Source organism: Saccharothrix sp. (assembly GCF_031180885.1).
Classification (GTDB): Bacteria; Actinomycetota; Actinomycetes; order Mycobacteriales; family Pseudonocardiaceae; genus Actinosynnema.
Genome location: NZ_JAPSLK010000004.1, coordinates 131,959 through 152,259, shown reverse-complemented (window position 1 = coordinate 152,259; position 20,301 = coordinate 131,959). Strand labels below are relative to the sequence as shown.

The 20,301-nt window shown below is 74.1% G+C and carries 17 protein-coding genes; 4 read left to right on the top strand and 13 right to left on the bottom strand.

Annotated elements, in window-relative coordinates; genetic code table 11:
• Positions 1-3: 3 nt before the first annotated feature.
• The 8 genes from RIN75_RS08960 to RIN75_RS08925 form a co-directional block, all read right to left on the bottom strand.
• Positions 4-1,413, bottom strand: a complete 1,410-nt coding sequence (locus RIN75_RS08960) for an AMP-binding protein (protein ID WP_309111346.1) — start codon at positions 1,411-1,413, stop codon at positions 4-6.
• Positions 1,414-1,495: 82 nt separating this feature from the next.
• Positions 1,496-2,824 (bottom strand): PLP-dependent aminotransferase family protein, encoded by a 1,329-nt coding sequence (locus RIN75_RS08955; protein ID WP_309111345.1) that lies wholly within the window; start codon positions 2,822-2,824, stop codon positions 1,496-1,498.
• The gene (locus RIN75_RS08950; protein ID WP_309111344.1) at positions 2,821-5,442 is read right to left on the bottom strand and encodes a condensation domain-containing protein; all 2,622 of its coding nucleotides are present in this window, start codon (positions 5,440-5,442) and stop codon (positions 2,821-2,823) included. The genes RIN75_RS08955 and RIN75_RS08950 overlap by 4 nt, the downstream gene beginning before the upstream one ends.
• A gap of 3 nt (positions 5,443-5,445) precedes the next feature.
• Complete coding sequence (locus RIN75_RS08945; RefSeq protein ID WP_309111343.1) at positions 5,446-7,092, bottom strand: class I adenylate-forming enzyme family protein; 1,647 nt, start codon at positions 7,090-7,092, stop codon at positions 5,446-5,448.
• On the bottom strand, positions 7,089-7,853 hold the full coding sequence (locus tag RIN75_RS08940) for an ABC transporter permease (protein WP_309111342.1): 765 nt from the start codon (positions 7,851-7,853) through the stop codon (positions 7,089-7,091). The genes RIN75_RS08945 and RIN75_RS08940 overlap by 4 nt, the downstream gene beginning before the upstream one ends.
• A 14-nt stretch (positions 7,854-7,867) precedes the next feature.
• Complete coding sequence (locus tag RIN75_RS08935) at positions 7,868-8,923, bottom strand: ATP-binding cassette domain-containing protein (protein ID WP_309111341.1); 1,056 nt, start codon at positions 8,921-8,923, stop codon at positions 7,868-7,870.
• 35 nt (positions 8,924-8,958) lie between these two features.
• Positions 8,959-9,864, bottom strand: coding sequence for a thioesterase domain-containing protein (locus RIN75_RS08930; protein WP_309111340.1), 906 nt, complete (start codon positions 9,862-9,864; stop codon positions 8,959-8,961).
• A gap of 26 nt (positions 9,865-9,890) precedes the next feature.
• Entirely contained in the window at positions 9,891-11,036 is a 1,146-nt protein-coding gene (locus tag RIN75_RS08925; protein ID WP_309111339.1) for a glycosyltransferase, read from the bottom strand.
• Positions 11,037-11,079: 43 nt separating this feature from the next.
• On the opposite strand from RIN75_RS08925, the gene RIN75_RS08920 reads away from it, so the two are divergent.
• Genes RIN75_RS08920 through RIN75_RS08905 form a run of 4 tightly spaced genes read left to right on the top strand, consistent with a single transcriptional unit; the run spans position 11,080 to position 14,244 of the window.
• Positions 11,080-12,021 (top strand): 3-oxoacyl-[acyl-carrier-protein] synthase III C-terminal domain-containing protein, encoded by a 942-nt coding sequence (locus RIN75_RS08920; RefSeq protein WP_309111338.1) that lies wholly within the window; start codon positions 11,080-11,082, stop codon positions 12,019-12,021.
• 26 nt (positions 12,022-12,047) lie between these two features.
• Positions 12,048-12,329 (top strand): phosphopantetheine-binding protein, encoded by a 282-nt coding sequence (locus tag RIN75_RS08915; protein WP_309111337.1) that lies wholly within the window; start codon positions 12,048-12,050, stop codon positions 12,327-12,329.
• Positions 12,330-12,334: 5 nt separating this feature from the next.
• Positions 12,335-13,093, top strand: coding sequence for a hypothetical protein (locus RIN75_RS08910; RefSeq protein ID WP_309111336.1), 759 nt, complete (start codon positions 12,335-12,337; stop codon positions 13,091-13,093).
• A 32-nt stretch (positions 13,094-13,125) separates the two neighbouring features.
• Positions 13,126-14,244: a DegT/DnrJ/EryC1/StrS family aminotransferase gene (locus RIN75_RS08905; protein WP_309111335.1), complete on the top strand. Its 1,119-nt coding sequence runs from the start codon at positions 13,126-13,128 to the stop codon at positions 14,242-14,244.
• A 33-nt stretch (positions 14,245-14,277) separates the two neighbouring features.
• On the opposite strand, the gene RIN75_RS08900 is transcribed toward RIN75_RS08905, so the two are convergent.
• Genes RIN75_RS08900 through RIN75_RS08880 form a run of 5 tightly spaced genes read right to left on the bottom strand, consistent with a single transcriptional unit; the run spans position 14,278 to position 20,262 of the window.
• Complete coding sequence (locus tag RIN75_RS08900; RefSeq protein WP_309111334.1) at positions 14,278-15,282, bottom strand: histidinol-phosphate transaminase; 1,005 nt, start codon at positions 15,280-15,282, stop codon at positions 14,278-14,280.
• Positions 15,279-16,541: an NAD(P)/FAD-dependent oxidoreductase gene (locus RIN75_RS08895; RefSeq protein WP_309111333.1), complete on the bottom strand. Its 1,263-nt coding sequence runs from the start codon at positions 16,539-16,541 to the stop codon at positions 15,279-15,281. The genes RIN75_RS08900 and RIN75_RS08895 overlap by 4 nt, the downstream gene beginning before the upstream one ends.
• A complete protein-coding gene (locus RIN75_RS08890; RefSeq protein WP_309111332.1) occupies positions 16,538-18,196 on the bottom strand; it encodes a prenyltransferase/squalene oxidase repeat-containing protein in 1,659 nt (552 codons plus the stop codon). Before RIN75_RS08890 ends, RIN75_RS08895 begins: the two co-directional genes overlap by 4 nt.
• Positions 18,193-19,212, bottom strand: coding sequence for a UbiA family prenyltransferase (locus RIN75_RS08885; RefSeq protein WP_309111331.1), 1,020 nt, complete (start codon positions 19,210-19,212; stop codon positions 18,193-18,195). The genes RIN75_RS08890 and RIN75_RS08885 overlap by 4 nt, the downstream gene beginning before the upstream one ends.
• Before the next feature lie 30 nt (positions 19,213-19,242).
• A complete protein-coding gene (locus RIN75_RS08880) occupies positions 19,243-20,262 on the bottom strand; it encodes a polyprenyl synthetase family protein (RefSeq protein WP_309111330.1) in 1,020 nt (339 codons plus the stop codon).
• Positions 20,263-20,301: the final 39 nt, after the last annotated feature.

Here is a 20,301-nt window from a genome sequence, read left to right as displayed (position 1 = left end):
AGATCACCTTCCTTGTCGCGGGGCCTGGCGGAGCACCGACCGGTCGCGCACGAGTTTTCCCGTGGTGGTGCGCGGCATCGCCGCCAACACGTGCAACTGCCGCGGTCGCTTGTAGCCGGCCAGCCGCTCGGCGAGACCGGCGCGGACGGCGTCGACCGACACGCCCGGCGCGAGCTGCACGTAGCCGGTGATCGCCTCGTCGTGCAGCACGACGGCGGCTTCGACGCCCGGCAGCGCGGTCAGCGTCGCCTCGACCTCGGTCAGGTCGACCTTGAGCCCGCCCACCGAGACCTGCGAGTCCAGCCGTCCCTTGATGGTGACCAGGCCGGTGTCCGGGTCGACGACGCCCGCGTCCCGGGTGTGCAGCCACCCGTCGGACCAGCGGGTCGGGTCGGACAGGCCGACGTAGGGCGATTCCGGCCTGCTCACCAGAAGTTCGCCGGCCCGCTCGACGACCGCGAGGCCGGGGGCCGGGGTCAGCGCGGGGCGGTGCGCGCCGAACAGGTCGGTGGCGATGACGCCGACCTCGGTCATGCCCCACATGTTGCCCAGCGGCACGCCGTACTTGTCCAGGAACGCGGTGGCCGTCGCGGCGGGCACCAGCTCGCCGCCGGTGGTCATCCGCTTCAACTGGGGCAGGCGCGGCGGTTCGGCGACCGAGGCGAGCAGTCCGATGTGGAACGGGACGCCGAGCACCGTCGCCGGGCTGGTCTCGGCCGCCACGGCGTCCAGGACGCTGTCGCCGGTGAGCCGTTCCGGCGGCCTGACCTGCACGCCCGCGTGCAGCCCGTAGAGCAGCGCGCCGACCAGGCCCAGCACGTGCACCATCGAGGCCAGCACGACGATCCGCTCGCCGGGCAGCGGCACACCGTCGATGCGCGTGTAGCGGTCGACCTCGGCGATCAGGTCCGCCGCGGTGCGTCCGATCACCTTGGACGGTCCGGTGGAGCCGGAGCTGAGCTGGATCACCGCGTGCGGTGTGGCGGCGGGGCGGCCGGGGTGCGGGGTGGTGGTCTCCTCGACGTCGGCGAAGGCGCGCAACGGGTTGCCGCGCACCGCGCCGGGCGCGACCACGACCTGCGGCGCCAGCCGGTCCAGCGCGGCACCGACCTCGAACGGCGTGAGCCGGTGGTCCAGCAGCGCGACCTGCGCGCCGATCCGCCAGCCCGCCAACAGGTTCGCCACGAACGCCAGGGACGGCGGCAGGCGCAGCACCAGCGAGCCGCCCGCGCGCAGCCCCGCCGCTTCCAGCCGAGCGCGGCGCTCGGCGACCATGCGGCGCAGCGCGGCGCGGTTCACCGGGCCGTCGACGTGCAGGCACACCTGGGCGTCCGGGCCGCGCAGCAGGACCTCGTCCACCCACTCGGGGCCCGCCACCGGAGCGGAACCGGCCTCCGCGAGATGACGTGTCACGAACACCCCCGCCCGATCGCGCCTGCGGTGAACGAATGCCGAACTGATACGCGGCAAGGAAATGAACCTGGTGGAGCGTACGTCACCGCTCGCCCGGGGCACCATCGGCCAATCGGTCGCGGCGGTCGTCGATCAATGCCGCCAGCCGGTCCAGCCCGGTGTCGATCGACGCCGGGGAAACCGCGCTGAACGAAAGCCGCAGCGCGCGCACGGGCGGCGCGCCGTCGTAGAAATGACCCATGGGCGTCCACAACAGCCCGTAGTCGCGGGCGGACCGTTCCAGCAGCGCGTCGTCCACCGGAAAGGGAACCTCCACCACCACGAAGAATCCTCCCGCGGGCGCGGTCCAGGTGACTTCGCCGTCGTCGGGGAACCGCGCCGCCAGGCCGTCCAGGACGCGGCGCAGGTTGCCCGCGTACAGCTCGCGCTGACGCGCGGTGGCGTCGAGAAGGCTCCCGCCGTGCTCGACCAGCGCGCCGCCGATCACGGCCTGCGCGATGGGCGAGGTGTTCACCGTGACCATGCTCTTGATCTTGGACAGCTCGTCGGCGAGCAGTCCCACCGCGCCGGACGCCGAGGCCACCCGCTGGTCGGCCACCACGTACCCGACGCGCGCCCCGGGCAGCACCGCCTTGGCGAACGACCCCAGGTAGACCACCCTGCGGTGCTCGTCCAGCGCCTTGAGCGTCGGCACCCGCGCACCGCCGTGGAACAGCCCGTACGGGTTGTCCTCGACCAGCAGGACGTCCTCCTCGCACGCCACCTCCAGCAGCGCCCGCCGGGTCTCCAGGTCCATGCTCAGGCCGGACGGGTTGGCGAAGTCCGGCATCACGTAGCACGCGCGCGGACGGCGTCCGGCGGCGCGTTCGCGGCGGATCACGGCCACCAGGTCGTCCAGGTCGACGCCGGCCGCCGAGGTCGCCACCGGCCGCACCGGCAGGTCGGCCAGCCGCGCCGCGCCGGTCAGCCCGACGTAGGTCGGGGACACCGCGAGCAGCACGTCCCGGTCGTCGGCGCGGAAGGCGCGGGCGACGAGGAACATCGCCTCCTGGCACCCCGCCGTGACGACGACCGACTCCGGGTCGACAACGGTTCCCTCGTCGCGCCACAGGTTCTCGGCGACCAGTTCGTGAATGATCCCCTTGGTGCGCCCGTACTGCAATACGGTGCGCCGCACCTGTGCCGGCGTGAGTCCCCGTTCGCGTTCCAGGTGCTCGCCGAACAATCGCAGATATCGCGGCACGTCGGCCAGGTCGAAGAACTCCTCGGTGGGCCTCCCGGCGGCCAGGGAAATGGCTTCGGGATATCGCCCGGCGATCTCGTTGAGGAAATTCATCGAGTTGGCCGCGGGATCTTCCAGACCGCCGAACAGCTCCGCGGTGGCCAGGTCGGCGGTCGCCACGGTGCTCACGTCGCCTCCCCGCGCGCGGTGCGGCGGCGGTCGCGCGCGGCGAGCACCGAGCGCAGCAGGTCGTCCAGCTCGGTGTCGGACAGCCCGGCCAACCCGTCGTCGGGTTCGGGTCGCCGCTCCGCGGTGACGATGGCCGCGAGCGCGGCGATGGTGGGCGTGGCGAAGATCCGGTGCAGCGGCAGGTTCACGCCGTACGCCTCGGCGACCTTCGCGGCGAACCGCATGACCGTCAACGACCCCGCGCCGCGCCGGAACAGGTTGTCGTGCACGGCGATCCGGTCGGTGGTGCGCAGCAGGTCCGCCCAGATCCGCGCCATCGTCCGCTCGACGTCGTCCCGGGGCTGCCCCCAGTCGGGCTCGGGCAGGGTGTCGGACAGCTCGTCCATCGCCACGAACAGCTCGGGGACCATCCGCTCCGGCAGCGTGGCGCGCAGGTGCTGCCGCAGGGCTTCGCCGCTCTCGTCGGACACCACGTACGCGACCAACGCCGTCTCGCCGTCCTTCGGCGCACCGATCACGACGGCGTCCCGCACGGCCCGGTGGGTTCGCAGTTCCGCCGCGATCTCACCGGGGTCCACCCACGTGCCTCGGACCTCCACCTTGTCGTCGGTGCGCCCGACGAGGTCGAGGCGTCCGTCCTCCCGCCACCGCGCCAGGTCGCCGGTCGCGTGATCGCCGACGTGCACTTCGCCGATGGCGCCGATCGGCACGGGCACACCGCGCTCGTCCAGGATTCTGGCCCTGGAACGGTTCGTCGCGGGCCAGCGCCCGGCCACCGGCCACAGCGCCGACTCCGCGTCGCCGTGGACGTGCCACAGCTCCGCTCCCGGGGTGTCGAGCGCTTCGGCGAGATCCGGTGTGAGGCCCGTGCACAGCCGCAGTCGCACGCTGTCCGGCACGGTCGGCAGGTGCCGCCACGTGTGCGCCGACGCGTGCAGGGCGGTGATCCCGTTCAGGTCCTTGCCATCGGTGACCACCACGTCCGCGCCGCACACCAGGGGCAGCAGCAATTCCATCAGGGCGACGTCGGCGGCGGTGCCGACCGCGGCGAAACGATCTCCCGCGCCCAGCGGGAGATCACGGCGGAGCACCGCGAGCACGTCGGCCACCGCACGATGCGTGACGTCACGACCATCGACGACGTAGGCGACCGGATTCGGCTCCACGGGGTCGATGGGTTCGCCATCCGCAGAAGTGATCACGGTCGCGTCACCGATCGCGTCGCGCTCCTCGTCGGCCACGACCAGCTTGAGCCCGCAGTTCCGGACGCGCTTCTCCAGGCCGGGCAACGGGAAGTCCGGGTCCAGCAGCACAGCCGTCCGGCCCGCCCACCACGTGCCCAGCACGGCCACGAGCAGTCCCGCACCGCGCCGGACGCACACACCGACCCGGTGATCGGTGTCCCGCTCGGCGATCGCACGGGCCAGCACGGCGGCGCGTCGACACACCTCGGACACGGTCACGGTGCCGGTGCGGTCGGTGATGGAGGCTTCCGACTCGCGGAGGGCACGCACCACATCCAGGCCCGGCACGGTCACGGCGACGGCCTCTGGTGCCGGCGGCAGCGGAAGGTCCACGACCGGAGTGTGCGGGTGCTGTCCGGCGTGTTCGAGCACCGCCACGACCGATCGCAAAAACCGTTCAGCGAACGGCGTTTCGTACACGTCCGCGCGGTAGGCCAACGTGAGGGTGCCGTCCTCCCCCGCGTTCACCTGGAATTCGGCGCACTCCTGGCCCGTGGTGGAGAAGCCGACCACGGGACGGGCGATACCGAGTTCGGCGGCGAGCTTGTCGAACGGCAGTTCGCCGTGCGACAGCGCTTCCGCGGCGGAATCCCGCACTCGCGCGCGCAGTTCGGCGAACGTGCCGGTGACGCACACCCGCAGCGGCACGATGTCGGCGAACGGCCCCACGATCCGCTCCAGCTCCGGCCGGATGCGCCCGCTGACGGGCAGGGCGATCACCAGGTCGCACTGCCGGGCGTAGCGGGACAACACGACCGCGTACGCGGCGAGCGCGGCGGCCGGGTCGCCGGGGGCTTCGGCCGTGACGTCACCCCAGGACGGGGTGGACGGCGGATCGGCGGGCAGGGAAAGGCCGGCGGGGGCGCCGCGCAGCGGTTCGCGCCAGGGCGCCAGTTGCCGCTCCAACTCCTCCCCCGCCAGGCGTTCGCGCTGCCACACGGCGTAGTCGCCGTAGTCCATCCAGAGTTCAGGCAGCTCTCCGCCTCCGCACGCCGCGGACAACTCGTCCAGCAGGAGGTCCAGCGCCGGACCGTCGGCGACGACCCGGTGCGCGGACACGACCAGCGACGGCTGTTCCGGCGGCCCGACCAGCGCGACGCGCACCAGCGGCGGCGTGGCCGGGTCGAACGGCTCGGCCGACTCCTCGTGCGCGACGGGCAGTTCGGCGGTGTCCGCCACGACCTGCTCCGGCTCGCCGTCGACCGTGACGACCGACGTGCGGAGGGCGGCGTGCCGGACGACCGCGGCGTCCACCGCCCGGCGCAGGACATCGGGGTCCACCGGGCCGTCGAGCCGGCGGGCGCGCCGCACCACCGCCGCGGGCCCGTCCAGCGACCGGGAACGTCGCTGCGCGAACGAGAGCGGGTACCGCACTCGCTACCTCCCGCCCGTCGCGTCCGCCAGGATTCGCTGCCGCATCAGGAACTTGCGCACCTTGCCGGTCGGGCCGAAGGTGACGCCGTCGTCGGAGACGGCCTCCACGCGTCGCAGCGTACGGGCCCCCGCCTCCCCCAGCGCGCCGCGCACGACGTCCTCGTGGTCGGCGTCCGGGTCGGCGTCGTCGCGCAGGATCAGCAGCACGTCGGTCACCACCGAGCCGTCCGGCTGCCTGGCCGCCAGGACCGTGCAGTCGCGGACCCCGGGGCTGCGGGCCAGGATGCGCTCCTCGGTGAGGGCGGTGTAGATCCAGTTCCCCCCGCCCAGGTCGACCGCGTCGCTCACCCGGTCGACGTGGTAGTAGTAGCCGTCCTCGTCGCGGTACATGAGGTCACCGGTGAGGTAGTAGCCGTTGAGGCGGGTCCGGTAGGTGGCCGCGGAGTCGTTCCAGTAGCCCAGGGCCAGCGTCGGCGACTTGAGGCCGCACTGCCCGACCTGCCCGACCGGCACCTCTTCCCCCGTCGTCACGTCCAGCAGCGCCACTTCGGCGAACGGGTACGGCTTTCCCACACAGCGGTCGTAGCGGTCGCTGCCGGGGCGGTGGGCGATGGCGAACGCGCCGTGCCCCATCTCGGTGGAGCCCAGCGTGTCGACGAACTTCGACCCGGGCACGTCGACGACGCCCTCGCGCGTCCACGTCGGGTGGCTGCCCACCGCGACCAGGCGCCGCACGTGCGCCTCGTGCGCGCAGTCGCCGGTGCTCGACCAGTTGCGCACCGAGGACAGGTCGCGGGTGGACAGGTCGAAGCGGGCCAGTTCCGACCACGTCACGGCGAAGCCGTAGACGCCCGTGGGCCGCCAGCGCTCGATCGCGTCGAGGACGACCTCACCGCTGCGCTCGAACGGGCCGCCCTGGTTGGACAGGCACAGGATCTCGTAGCCGTTGCACAGCGCCTGGTTGAGCACGATGATCCCGGCGGCGTGGGCGGCGGGCAGCGCGCTCAGCTCGCGCACCCGGCCGTGCGGGCGGGCTTCGGTGAGCCGCACCGCGCGGACGGCGGCGAACAGGCTGTGGTGCGAGTGGACGACCGCCGTGGGCATGCGGGTGGTGCCCGAGGAGTGCGTGATGGCCACCGGGTCGTCGCCGTGGTGGCGGTAGTGCTCGGGCGCCCGGCGCGGGTCGCCCGTGCCGATCTCCGCCGCGTCGCCGAGGATCGGCACGCCCAGGTCGTGCTCGCGCAGCGCCGCGTGGTCGTCGTCCACGACGACGCCGACGCCGCCCAGCTTGCGGATGAACTCCGCCGCCACGTCGATCGGCATGTTCGGGTTCATCAGCGCCGGGATCGCGCCGAGCCGGTTGAGGGCGAAGAAGTTGAGCAACACGTCCGCCGCCGAGGTGACGAACAGCGCCATCGGGTCGCGCCGCCCGATCCCGCGGCGGGCGAACCACTCGGCGCGCGCGGCGACCCGTTCGGTCAACTGGCGCAGCGACAGCGGCGTCCACGCCGGGATGCCGTCCACGTCCACGTCGAAGCTCACGCGCGGCACGTCGAGGTCCGCGCCGTGCTCGACGAGCATCAGCGGCACGTTGCCCGCGCCCACGCGCATGTCCCGCGCGAGCGCGGTCCGCAGCTGGGCAGAACTCACGAGACCTCCCGGTTGAACAGGCGGATGGACCAGCCGACGGCCAGGCCGCAGGCGGCGAGCATGACGACGCCGCCCTGCCAGACCGCGGGCGCGGTGAAGTGGCCGGTGAACAGGGCGCGCAGGGCGTCGGTCGCCCAGGCGAACGGGTTCCACAGCGCCACGTTCTGCACCCACAGCGGCGCCAGGGTCAGCGGGATGAGCACGCCGGCGAGCAGCGACACGGGCTGGCCGACGGTGTTGATCAGCACGCCCAGGCTGTTCTCGTTGCGCACCAGCAGGGCGATGGCGTAGGAGATGGAGATGCTGAGCAGGATCACCAACGACAGCAGGGCGTAGGACACCACCAGGTCCAGCGGGTTCACCCGCAGCCCGAACGGCAGGGCCGCGACGGTGATCACCGTCGCCTGGAACTCCAGCAGCGCCACGTGCATCAGCGCCCGGCCCAGCAGCAGGCCGGTGCGGCTGACCGGGGTGACCCGGCAGCGGTCGATGATGCCCGCGCGCAACGCGCTGAGCAGGCCGTAGCCCGCGTACAGGCCGCCGAGCAGGCCCATCGCGACGAACAGGCCGGGCACGTAGACGGCGTAGGCGTCGCCGTAGCTCTCCACGCCCCGGCCCGCCATCGCGACCTTGAGGAAGGGCGCGAACAGCACCAGGAACGTGATCGGCTGGGCCAGCGTCAGCGCGACCACGGTGGGGTTTCGCGCCATGATCCTGGTCTCGAAGGTGAAGATCAGCCAGGTGTCCCGGAGCACTTTCACCGCCGTCGGCCCCTTCAGTCGTCCAAGGTGCGGCCGGTCTTGGCCAGGAACACGTCGTCCAGGCTGGGCCTGCGGGACTCGATGGCGCTCGGCTCGACCCCGGCGCGCAGCAACGCGGCCATGATCAACGGGACGGCGGTGGCCGCGCCGTCCACGTACAGGCGCAGGGTCGTGTCGACCGCCTCCACGCCGCGCACGTGGTGCAGCGGAGTCAGCGCGGCGGCGGCGCGGCGCAGCTTCTCGGCGTCGGGCCGGCCCGCCTCGTCGGCGGCCGCCAGGCCGACCGTGACGACGTCACCGGAGATCTCCCGCTTGAGGTCGGAGGGCGTGCCCTCGGCGACGATCAGGCCCCGGTCGATGATGGAGACGCGGTCGCACAACGAGTCCGCCTCGTCGAGGTAGTGCGTGGTGAGGAAGATGGTCATGCCGTTGTCGCGCAACCGCCGCACCTCGCGCCACATGCGCGCCCGGCTGGGCGGGTCCAGGCCCGCGGTGGGCTCGTCCAGGAACATCACCGACGGCCGGTGGATCACGCCCAGCGCGAAGTCCAGCCGCCGGCGCTGCCCGCCGGAGTAGGTGCGGACGCGGCGGTCGGCGAACTCCGCCAGGTCGAAGGTCGTGATCGCGGCGGCGGCCAGCCGTTCGGCCTCGGCCTTGCCCCGGCCGTGCATCCGGGCCTGGGCAACGAGTTCCTGCCGCGCCGAGGCGTCGTCGTAGGTGCCGCTGGACTGCGCGACGTACCCGATCACGTCGCGGACGCGCGCGGGCGAGCGCACCAGGTCCACGCCGCCGATGCGGGCGCTGCCGCCGTCCGGGCGGACCAGGGTGGCCAGCATCCGCAGCGTGGTCGACTTGCCCGCGCCGTTGGGCCCGAGGAACCCGAAGATCTCGCCCGCGCGCACCGCGAAGCCCACACCCCGCACCGCTTCCACGGCCTCGGCCTTGCGCCCGCGCTTGCGATAGGTCTTGCGCAAACCGCTCGCCTCGATGACCAGGTCCCGCCGCTCGCCGGCGGCGGCCCGGTCCGGCGCGACGGGGTCGCGCGCCGACAGCGTTGGGCGGGTGCTCATCCGCTGAGGCTAAGTTAGCTGCGGCGCAACGACAATCACGCTTTCGGACGCGTCGGCGCACCACCGCGCGGGGTCATCCGCGCGCCGATGGCGGCGCCGATCACCGCCACCGGGCGCGGCAACAGCATGTGCTCGTGCTCGCAGTCCACTTCGACCACCTCCACCGGACCGTCGAGGTGGCCCTCCCATGACGCGACCTTCGCTTCGGTGCTCCGCTGCGACCGGGTGGCCGACAGGAACAGCACCGGGCAGCGCACCAGGCCGGGTCGGTGCTGTTGCGCCACCGCGATGGTGTGGCGGATGACGCGGGGCAGCGCCCGCAACCGCCGGTCGGGCCACTCCGACAGGCCCAGTCCCGGGCGTGCGCGCACCACCTGGAGCAGGCGGCCCACCGGGTCGGGGTCGTCCGGCTCGACCACCGGCTGGTAGCCGAACTCGCGCAGCACGAAGTCGCACAGCAGCCACAGGTCGTCGTCGCCGACGCCCAGGCCGTGCGGCAGGTCGGGCGTGGCGTCGCCGACGACCAGCAGCGCCACCTCGTCGCCCCGCCGCTGCAACTCCTCGGCCACGGCGTGCGCGGTGTTCGCGCCCAGCGACCAGCCGAACAGGTGGTGGGGGCCGGGGTGGGTGGCGCGGATCAGGTCGGCCCAGTCGCGGGCGATCTCGGCCAGGTCCACCGGCAGCGGTTCGGGTCTCCGCAGCCCGCGCGACTGCAGCCCGTACACCGGGTGCGCCGCGTCCAGGTGCGGCAGCAGGGCCAGGTAGCACCAGCTCGCGCCGACCAGCGGCGGCAGGCAGAACAGCGGCGCGCCCGCACCGCCCTCGCGCAGCGGCAGCACCAGGTCCAGGATGCCGCCCGCGGCCCTGATGTCGGCCCGCCGCTGCCGCGCCCACGCGAACTCGTCGGCGGTCGGCAACGCCTTCGCACTCAGCCCGTCCACGCGCCCATCCTCGCGGCTGGAGGCGGTCAGCCGCCAGCCGCCAGCGCGACGAGGTGCGCCGCCGCGGCGGGCGCGCCCCCCGCGGCGGTGAACTCGTCGCCTATCCGGCGGGCGCCGGCCCGGTAGGCCGGTTCGTCCAACACGGCGCGCACGGCCGCGTCCAGCTCGGCCACCGTCACGTCCAGGATGGACACCTCGATGCCCGCGCCCGCCGCCGCGACCCGGTGCGACAGCGCCACCTGCTCGGCCCGAACCGGGGCGAGGACCATCGGGACCCCGTAGCTCAACGCCTCGTTGACCGCACCACCCGCGTGGCAGACCACGGCGTCCAAACGGGGCATCAAGTCCAGCATCGGCACCAGGTCGACGGCGATGGCGTTGCCGGGGAACGACTTCGCGTCCACCCCGGAGGTGACGAACACCGCCTGCACGTCGTCGGACAGCGGCGCGAGCACCGCGGTGGCGCGCTCGTAGAAGTCGCCGATCATGTGGCCGACGATGGTGCCGACCGTGACCAGCACGTGCCGGCGGTCGTCGTCCCAGTCGTGCCAGGGGAATCGCGGGGCGTTGGGCCGCCGTCCCAGCGCCGAGCCGACCAGCACCGTCCGGGGCGGCAGCGCGTCGGGCGGGGTGAGGCCGGGACTGGACAGGGCGATCACCAGGTGCGGTGAGAACCGCGGATCCAGCGGCTCGTCGGCGGGCAGTCCGGCCAGCTCCACGGCCCGCGCGACCCGGTCGGCCACGAAGTCGTCGAACCCGACCAGCTCGGGCGGCGGCGCGAGTTCCAGCAGGCCGGTGCACAGGCTGGCCCACCGCACGCCCCGGCGGTGCGCCACCAGGCCCCCGGCCAGCGCGTACTGCTCGGCGACCACGACGTCGGGCCGGTGGCGCACCACCGCGTCGTCCACCGCGTCGAGGATGAACCGGGTGAACGGCAGCAGGTAGCCGTCCCACAGCGCCCGGACGCCGGCCATGCCGGTCTCGGCGTAACGGCGGTAGGCGCGTACCCCGGTGGGGTGCACCGTCGCGTCCGGACCGACCAGTGGGCGCAGCGTGTCCTCCGGACCGCACCACACCACCTCGTGTCCACTGTGGACGAGTTCCTGGCCGATGGCGAGCATCGGGAACAGGTGGCCTTGCAGCGGCAGCACGACGAGCAGGAACCTCGACACCGGACGATGATGGCACACGTTGACGTTCGCCAGAACGCGTGGTGTGATCCCGATCGTGACCGCGCTCGACGCGGTGTCGGTGTACACGCCGGCTGTCCGCGTTCCCATCGAGAGTCTCGCAGAACCGCTGGGGTTGACCGACATCCAGGTCCGGCTCTTCCGGCGGTTCCACGGGCTGGGCGAGATCAGCCTCGACCCGGAGCGGTCGCTGGCCGACCTGCTGCGCGCGGCGATCGACGGCCTCGGCTCGCTGCGCGGGCGCGAGCACCTGGTGCGGTACGTAGTCTACGGGCGGGCCATGCCCGTCGTGGTCCCGTACCCGGCCAACCCGCTGCACGAGGTGTGCCGGGAGGCCGGGCTGGGCCACGCGCTCGCGTTCACCGTCACCCACCAGAGCTGCGCCGGCGGGCTGCTCGCCCTGGAGTCGGCGGGACGGCTGCTGGAGGCCGACCCGGACCCCGACGCGCTCGCGCTCGTCCTCACCGGCGAGAAGGCGTTCACCCGTGACGCGCGCCTGCTGCCCGGCACGTCGATCTTCGGCGAGGGCGCGTCGGCCGCCCTGGTCAGCACGCACGGCCCGCGCGACCGACTGCTGTCGTTCTCCTGCGCCCAGCGCGGCGAGTTCGACACCGAGTTCGGGGAGAGCGCCGAGCGCTTCCAGCGCGAGTACCGGCCGTTCCTGGCCGAGGTGATCCGCGACGCGGTGGGCGCGGCCGGCCTGGCGCTGGACGACATCGCCCTGGTGCTGCCCCACAACGTCAACGTCGTGACCTGGCAACGGCTCTGCCTGCTGATGGACTTCCCGGTGGAGCGCGTGCTGCTGTCCAACGTGCCGGTCAACGGCCACCTGTTCTGCTCCGACGCGTTCGCCAACTACGCCACGGCGCGCGAGCGCGGGCTGCTGCGCGAGGGTGACCGCTACCTCGTGGCCGCGGTCGGCGCCGGCGCCGGGGCGACGTTCTCCGCGATGGTGTTCCAGCACTGAGTCCCGTTCCGCCCAGGAGGCCCGCCATGACCGTACCCGAAGCCCAGGTCGACGCCGCGTTGCGGCCCCGCGTGGTCGAGGTCATGACCGAGGTGATCGCGCGGCTGTCCGAGCGGGACGGACCGGTCACCGAGGACATGGACCTGGCCGACGAGCTGGGCCTGAGCTCGTCGATGGGCCTGGAGCTGCTGCTGGAGGTCGAGGAGCGGCTGGGCGTGCAGATCGACGTGGAGAAGATGCGCACCGACGAGCTGCGGACGGTGGGCCTGCTGGCCACGTTCATCGCCGCGCACTGCCGGCCCGCGTAGTGCACGTGCTGCGCGCCGAGCGCCGGGTCTTCCCCGGCCCGGCGGTCTTCCTGGGCGACGACGCGCGCCGGGCCGGTGTGACGGAGTACTTCGCGGACCTGACCGGGTCGGCGCGGGCGCCGGAGCTGTCCGGCCAGTCCTACGGCGAGATGGCCGCCGCGCTGGTGGCCGCCGCCGCGGACGGGCCGGTGGACCTGCTGGTGCTGGCGTTCTCCATCCACGACATGTGGCCGGGCCGCGCCACGGCCACGTACCTCAGCCACGTCTGCCCCGGCACGCCGCTGTCCTTCGCGGTGTGCGACCAGGGCAGTGCCGCGCCGTTCACCGCGCTGCGCCTGGTCCGCGACCGCGCGCCGCGGCGGGCGCTGGTGGTGGCCGTCGAGCAGGGCGGGCTGCCCTACGACTCGACGGCGACGCCGCCGCGCGAGCACCGCGGCGTCGCCCTGCTCTGCGGTGACGACGCGGGCCACCGCGTCACCGACCTCCGCCAGTTCCCGGACGTGGCCCCAAAGGCCGTGCCGGAGCTGGCGGCCCGGACGATCGCCGACCTGTCCGCCGGTCACGACCGGGTGCGCCTCGTGCTGGGCGAGGCGCTGTCCGCGGTGTGGCCCGAAGACCCCGACCGCGTGCCCGCCGGTCAACCGCTCACCGGGGTGTGGTGGCGGCTGGCCGACGCGCTCGCCGAGCCGGGCGGGTTGGTGGTGGTCGGCGAGTACGACCGCGAACTGCGCTACCTCTGCCTGGTCGGGATCGAGGTGCGCTGACCGCAAACCGGCCGCACGACGAAGGAGCACGCATGATCCCCCTGTTCAAGGTCGCGATGTCCGGTACCGTACCGGCCCTCGTCGAGAAGGTCCTGACCAGCGGCTTCATCGGGCAGGGCGCCAAGGTGGACGAGTTCGAGGCCGCCCTGGCCACCCGGATCGGCAACCCGAAGCTCGCCACCGTCAACAGCGCCACCTCGGGCCTGCACCTGGCCCTGCACCTGGTCACCGGCGGCGTGCGCGGCGAGGGCGGCGAAGTGCTGACCACGCCGATGACGTGCAGCGCCACCAACTGGCCGGTGCTGGCCAACGGCCTGCGCCCGCGCTGGGTGGACGTCGACCCCGCCAACCTCAACATGGACCTGGACGACCTGGCCCGCAAGATCACCCCGCAGACCAAGGCGATCATCGTGGTGCACTGGGCCGGCTACCCGGTGGACCTGCGGCGGCTGGCCGAGGTGCTGGATCAGGCGGAGAAGGTGCACGGCGTGCGCCCCATGGTGATCGAGGACTGCGCGCACGCCTGGGGCGCCACGTTCGACGGCAAGCACCTGGGCAACCACGGCAACATCTCGGTGTTCAGCTTCCAGGCCATCAAGCACCTCACCACCGGTGACGGCGGCCTGGTCGTGCTGCCGGACAAGGAGTTGGCCCGCCGGGCGCGGCTGCTGCGGTGGTACGGCATCGACCGCGAGACCAACGCGCGGTTCTCGTTCCTCAACGACATCCCCGAGTTCGGCTTCAAGTTCCACATGAACGACATCAACGCCAGCATCGGCCTGGGCAACCTGGAGCACGTGGACGAGGTCGTGGCCAGGCACCGGCGCAACGCCGCGTACTTCGACGCGGAGCTGGCCGACGTGCCGGGCGTGGAGCTGACCGAACGCGCGCCCGACCGCGAGTCGTCGTTCTGGATCTACACGATCAAGGTCGACAACCGCGACGGGTTCATGCGCCGCATGGAGGAGGCGGGCATCATGGCCAGCCAGGTGCACGAGCGCAACGACGTCTACACGACGGTGCGCGAGTACGCCGCGCTGCTGCCCGGCCTGGACAGCGTGAGCGCGCGGATGGTGTCCATCCCGGTCGGCTGGTGGCTGACCGAGGACGAGCGCGGGCACATCGTGTCCACCATCAAGGCGGGCTGGTAGGGGCGCGCGCCGCGCCGGGCCCCGGCGCGGCGTTCACCTCCGGGAGCGCGCGAAGGCCACGAACCGGTCGTTGGCCTCGGCCGTGCCGACGGTGACCCGCACGCCCCGCCCGTCCAGGCAGGCCACCAGGATGCCCGCGGCCTTGGCGTCGGCGGTGAACGCGGCGCTGTCCTCACCCAGCGGCAGCCACACGAAGTTGGCCTGGCTGTCGGGCGCGGTGTACCCGGCGTCGCGCAGCCCGGCGACCAGCCGGGCGCGCTGCGCGGCCACGTCGGCGCACCGCCGCGACAGCTCCTCGGTGACGTCCGGGTCGAGGGCGCGCAGCGCGGCGGCCTGGCCCAGGGAGTTGGCGAAGAACACCATGGCGGTCATCCGCGCGGCCATCACCCGGTCCGCGGGCAGCACCGCGTAGCCCACGCGCAGCGCGGCCAGGCCGTAGGCCTTGGAGAAGGTGCGCAACACGCACACGTTCGGGTGGTCGCGGTACAGGTCCAGCGCGTCGGGGAAGTCCGGGTCGGTGACGAAGTGCCGGTACGCCTCGTCGATCACCACCGGCACGTCGGCGGGCACGCGGCCGAGGAACTCGGCCAGCTCGGCGCGGCCCAGCGCGGAGCCGGTGGGGTTGTTGGGGTTGCAGATCAGCACGCACCGGACGGCATCGGTGACGGCGTCGGCCATCGCGCGCAGGTCGTGCCGGTAGCCGTCCATCGGCACGGGCACGCTCTTGGCGCCCGCGTTGGCGACGATCAGGGGGTAGCCCTCGAACGACAGCGCCGCGTGCACGACCTCCGGTTTCGGCCCGAACGACTGCACCAGGTGCTGCAACAGCCCCGCCGAGCCCGGTCCGACGAGCACCGTCTCCGGGGCGACGCCCAGGTGCCGGGCCAGCCCGGCGGTGAGCGCCCCGGCCAGCCGGTCGGGGTAGCGGTTGAGCAGCCCCGCGCCCTCGGCGACCACCTGCCGCAGCGCGGGCAGCGGCGGGTGGGGCGTCTCGTTCATGGACAGGTCGTGCAGGCGGTCGGCGTCGACGGCGGTCATCGGACCTCGCTTCCCCTCGGGTCGGCCGCGCGCGGGTCGTGGGCACGCCGGTCGGCGAGCACGCCCAACTGGTAGAGCCGGTCGACGAACGTCAGCGGCCGGACGTCCGTGCCGGACATGTTGCCCGCGGTGCGCCTGAGCAGCCGGGGGTTGGCCGCGGTGCGGCGCATCATCCGCGCGCCCAGCAGCCGGGGCGCGCCGGACAGCGCGGTGATCATGCGGGCGGCGTTGTGGCTGACCTTCGCGATGTGGTCCAGGCTCGGCCGCCGGGCCGCCTCGTACGCCGCCAGCGCCTCGTCCACCGTGGACCGCGCGGCCAGCGCCCCGGCCAGCGCCTCGGCATCGGCCAGCGAGCTGTTGACGCCCTGCGCCGCCATCGGGTGCACGGCGTGCGCGGCCTCGCCGACCAGCGCCAGGCCGGGCACGGCCAGCCGTCCCGCCCGCAGCCGGGACACGCCGAAGAGCTGCCGGCGGTGCAGGCTCGCCTCCAGCGCGGGCGCCAGCGGCGCGAGCGCGGGCACCTCGGCGAGCACGCCGTCGACCCAGCGGCCCAGCTCGGCCAACCCGGTGGAGCGGAACTCGTCCGGCGCGACCTGGACGTAGAGCCGGCAGCGGCGGCCGGGCAGCGGGTAGACCAGGCGCAGGCCGCGCGCGGTGCGGTAGGCGGTCACCTCGCCGGGCACGTCCGCGTCGGCCACGTCGAAGGCCAGCAGGCGGTGCGGGTACTCGGCCCGGTCGACGCTGATCCCGGCGTCCTTGCGCAGCGCCGAGGACATGCCGTCGGCCGCCACGACCAACCGCGCGCGGACCCCGCCGCCGTCGACGGCCACGCCCGCGACCCGTCCGCCCTCGCGCAGCACCCCGTCCACGCGCACGCCGCGGACGATCTCCACGGTGTCGGGCAGCGAGCGGGTGATCGCCGCGCACAGGTCCTCGTAGGCCGCGCACAGCACCTGCCGGTGCGGGCCGGGCAGGGTGCCGTACTCGACGGCCAGCAGCGCGGCGCCGTCGCCGTCGCGGATGGCCAGCCGGTCCACCGGGCGCGCGTCGGCGGCCCTCAGGTCGTCCAGCGCGCCCCAGTCGTCCAGCACGCGCACCGCGCCGGGCTGGAGGATCTCGCCCTTGGCGGTCGGTGCGGGGGTGCGCCTGCGGTCCAGCACCAGCACCCGCAGGCCGGTCGCGCCCAGCGCCCGCGCGGCGGCCAGCCCGGCCGCTCCCGCGCCGGACACCACGACGTCGACGGTCCCCGGGAGCGTCATCGGACGGCGGCCCGGTACTCGCCCAGCGCCTTGAGCGCCACGGCCTGCGTGATCACGCCGTTGGGGTAGCGCATGTGGTGGCGGATGTAGTTGCACACCCGCGTGGGCTCCCACCCGCCGTCGGGTTTGGCGACGGCCACCAGCCAGGCCGCGCCCCGGTCCACCGCGTCCGCGCCGGTTCCCGCCGCCAGCAGCGCCTGGACCGCCCAGGACGTCTCCTCGACCGAGCCCTCGGTCCCGTCCCCCGGGCCCCACGAGCCGTCGGGCAGTTGGGTGCGCAGCAGCCAGTCCACCGCCTTGCGCACGACCTCGTGCCCGCCGTGCCCGGCCCGCGCCAGCGCGCCGACCACGACGGCGGTCCCGGACGTGTGGTCGCGGTACCACAGGTTCTCGAACGTGCCGTCCGGGTTCTGCGCGGTGAGCAGCCACGCGGTGGCGGAGGCCACGGCCGGGTCGTCGGCGGGGCGGCCCGCGTCCAGCAGGGCCTGGACGGCCTGGCTGGTGATCGCCGGGCACGGCCCGTCGTTGGCGAGCTTGGTGTCGCGCACCCACAGGCTCCACGAGCCGCGCGTGTCCTGCCGCCCGATCAGCCACTCCAACCCGCCGCGCAGGTGGGCGTCCTCGGCGGCGCCGGGCAGTCCGGCCAGCGCGCTGAGGATCTCGGCCGACTCCAGCGTCACCGGCCAGCCGCGCCGGGTGGAGAAGCTCCAGCCGCCCGCCGGGACGTCCAGGACGGTGAACGGCTCGGTGGTGCGGGCGGCGTGCAGGAAGTCGCGGGCCGCGCGCAGCCGGGGGTCCGCGGCGTACCCGGCGGCGACCAGGCCGGTGGTGGCGTAGCCGGTGCGGGTCAGGTCGAGGTTGGCCACCGCGTCCCACGCGCCCTCGGGCCGGACCGCGGCGCGCAGCCAGGCCGCGATGGCGGCGGCGATGTCGGGGGCCTCGCCGGATCGCGCCAGGCCGAGCAGCACCAGGGCGGCCGGCCACGGGTCCTCGCTGAGCGCCCCGGTGCGGCCCTCGTGCTCGTACACCGCGCGGACCAGTCGCAGCGCCGCCGGACGGGCCAGGCGCAGGGTGAACCGGCGCACCGGCCCGGTGGGCAGCAGGCCGTCCTGACCGAGCGCCAGGCCGACGAACGGCGCGGTGCGGAACGAGATCAGCCTCCGCCGCACCTTGTCGGCCAGCACGATCTCCAGCGGCAGCCGCGGCAGCGCCCCCGCCTCGGGGGTCAGCCCGGCCAGGGTCAGGAACTGGCGGCACATCAGCGCCACCGCGCGGTCGGTCACCGCGTCCACGCCGCCCAGCGCGGCCAGCGCGGCACGCCCGGCGGTCACGGCCGTCGCGCTGCGCTCCGGGGAGACGATGCGCAAGGCGGCGGTGGCGATGGCGGTGGGCACGACCTCGCTGGGCGCGCCGTCCACCCCGCCCCAGCCGCCGTCGCCGCGCTGCCGGTCGCGCAGCCACGCCGCGCCGCCCGCGACCAGGTCGGCGTGGGCGACCGGGTCGGCGGCGTGCAGCGCCGTGATCGTGCCCGCGGTGCCCAGCACGGAGGCGGGCGGGTCGTCGGTGAACGCGCCATCCGGGCGCTGCCGGGCCAGCAGCGCCTCCGCGCCGCGCTCCACCGCCTTCGCGACGTCCACCCGCGACACGGCTGTCATGTCTTGTCCTCCAACGGGATCAGGCGGCGCGAGCGGACCTCGACCGGCCGGGACGTGCCCAGCTCGTGCTTGCTGCGCATCGCCGACTGCGTCCACCATGTCAGCGCGGCCAGCGGCAGGGCCAGCCCCAGTTGCCAGCCGACGCCCAGGCCGAGGCCGACGGTCGCCGAGGCGAGCACGAGCCGTTCGACCACCAGCACTTCGTGGCTCCGCAACGCGACGACCACCGGCACGTCCGCGCGCCGCCGGACCAGGGGCGCCAGCGCGAGCGCGCCCAGCGCGGCCACGACGGCCAGCGTCGCCAGGTACGCCGTCCGGTCGCCGACCGCGGCCAGCAGCCCGCCCGCCACCGCCGCGCCGATCACCGCCAGGTACAGCGCGAGGACCGTCCACACCGCGAAGGGCGTGCCGCGGCGCACCGGCAGCGTGTCGTAGCCGCCCGCGCGGTCGCCGTCCACGTCGCGCAGCGTGCCGACCAGGTTGGACATCGTGTCGTGCAGCCAGAACACCGCCGCCAGCGCCACCACCGCGGCGATCCCCGAGGACGGCCACGTCCCGGCCACGCACACCCCGTACACCAGGGCGATCGCGCCGAGCGCGCCGCGCACCAGGTTGCCCGCGATGCCGCGCGCCTTGGCCCACCGGCTGTAGGTGACGATCCCGAACACGCCGAGCGCGGCGGCCAGCAGCGTCGGCCACCCGCCCAGCACGGCGATCGCCGCCACCACCAGCATGCACAGCACACCGCACGCCCGGGCGACGCGCGGGCTCAACCGTCCCGACGGGATCGGTCGGTGCGGTTTGCCGATGGCGTCCAGGTGCCGGTCGAAGTAGTCGCCCAGGTAGTGCCCGCCCAGCCAGCCCGCGGTGGGCGCGGCCCACGCCGCGAGCAGCCGCCACGGGTGCCCGGCCGCGCCGGCCAGGACCGCGCCACCGACCCCGACCAGCCCGACGTACCAGAGCGTGTAAGGGCGCCACGTCTCCACGTGCGCCCGGACCGCCGCGCCGAAGCCCACGTCCTCACCCCCGGCCGTCCGGCGGTGCGCTCACCGCGCCCCGCTCGTGGTCCAGCGCGCGATGTCGACCAGCGCGGTCGCGTGCGGCGACGGCGACAACCCCGCCAGCCCGGCCAGCGCCGACTCCACATGCGACACCATCCGCCGGTGTGCGCTCTCCACCGCGCCGGAGGCCGCCACCAGGTCCCGGACCCACTGCACGTCACCCTCCCCGGCGGCGCGGCGGCCCAGGACCTCCCGCAGCGCCCGCCGATCGGCCTCGTCGGCCGCCTCGTAGGCCAGCAGCACCGGCAGCGTGGGCCGTCCGTTGAGCAGGTCGCTGTCACCGGGCTTGCCGGTCTGCTCGGGCGTGGCGACGAAGGCCAGCAGGTCGTCGCGGATCTGGAAGGCGATGCCGACGTGCTCGCCGTAGGAGGCCAGCATCGTGCCGGTGTCCGCGCCCGCGCCGCCCAGCGTCGCCCCGATGTAGCAGGCGGCCCGGAACAGCGCGCCGGTCTTGAGGCGCACCATCTCCTCGTACCAGCGCGCGCCCTCCTCCGGGTCGCCGACGAGGCGCGACTCCAGCACCTGGCCGCGGCACAGGTCGCGGCCGACCTCGGCCAGCTCGCCGACCGCGGCCACCACGCGCGCGGGCGAGGCCGGCCACGGTTCGTCCACAAGGGACTCGAAGGCGCTGAAGATCAGGCCGTCACCGGTGACGATCGCGTTCGGGACTCCGAAGGCGGCGTGCACCGACGGCCGCCCGCGGCGCAGGTCGTCGCCGTCGATGATGTCGTCGTGCACGAGGGTCGCGGTGTGGACGTACTCCAGCGCCAGCACGGCCGTGGTGACGCGCAGCGGGTCGCCGCCGACGGCCTGCGCGGCGTGCAGCGCCATCAGCGGGCGCAGCAGCTTCCCCGCCGGCACCAGGGCGAACCGCGCCATGGAAGCCAGTTCGTCGGTCGTCTCCGGCCAACGGCGGCGCAACTCCTCCTGGAGGAGCCGTCCCGACTCGCTGCGGGCCAGACCGTCGAGGAAAGTCCGATACTGCGGTGAGTCGGAAACGGTCATGCGCGTCCGCCCTTCGACAGGCGACAGGTTTGACGCTCA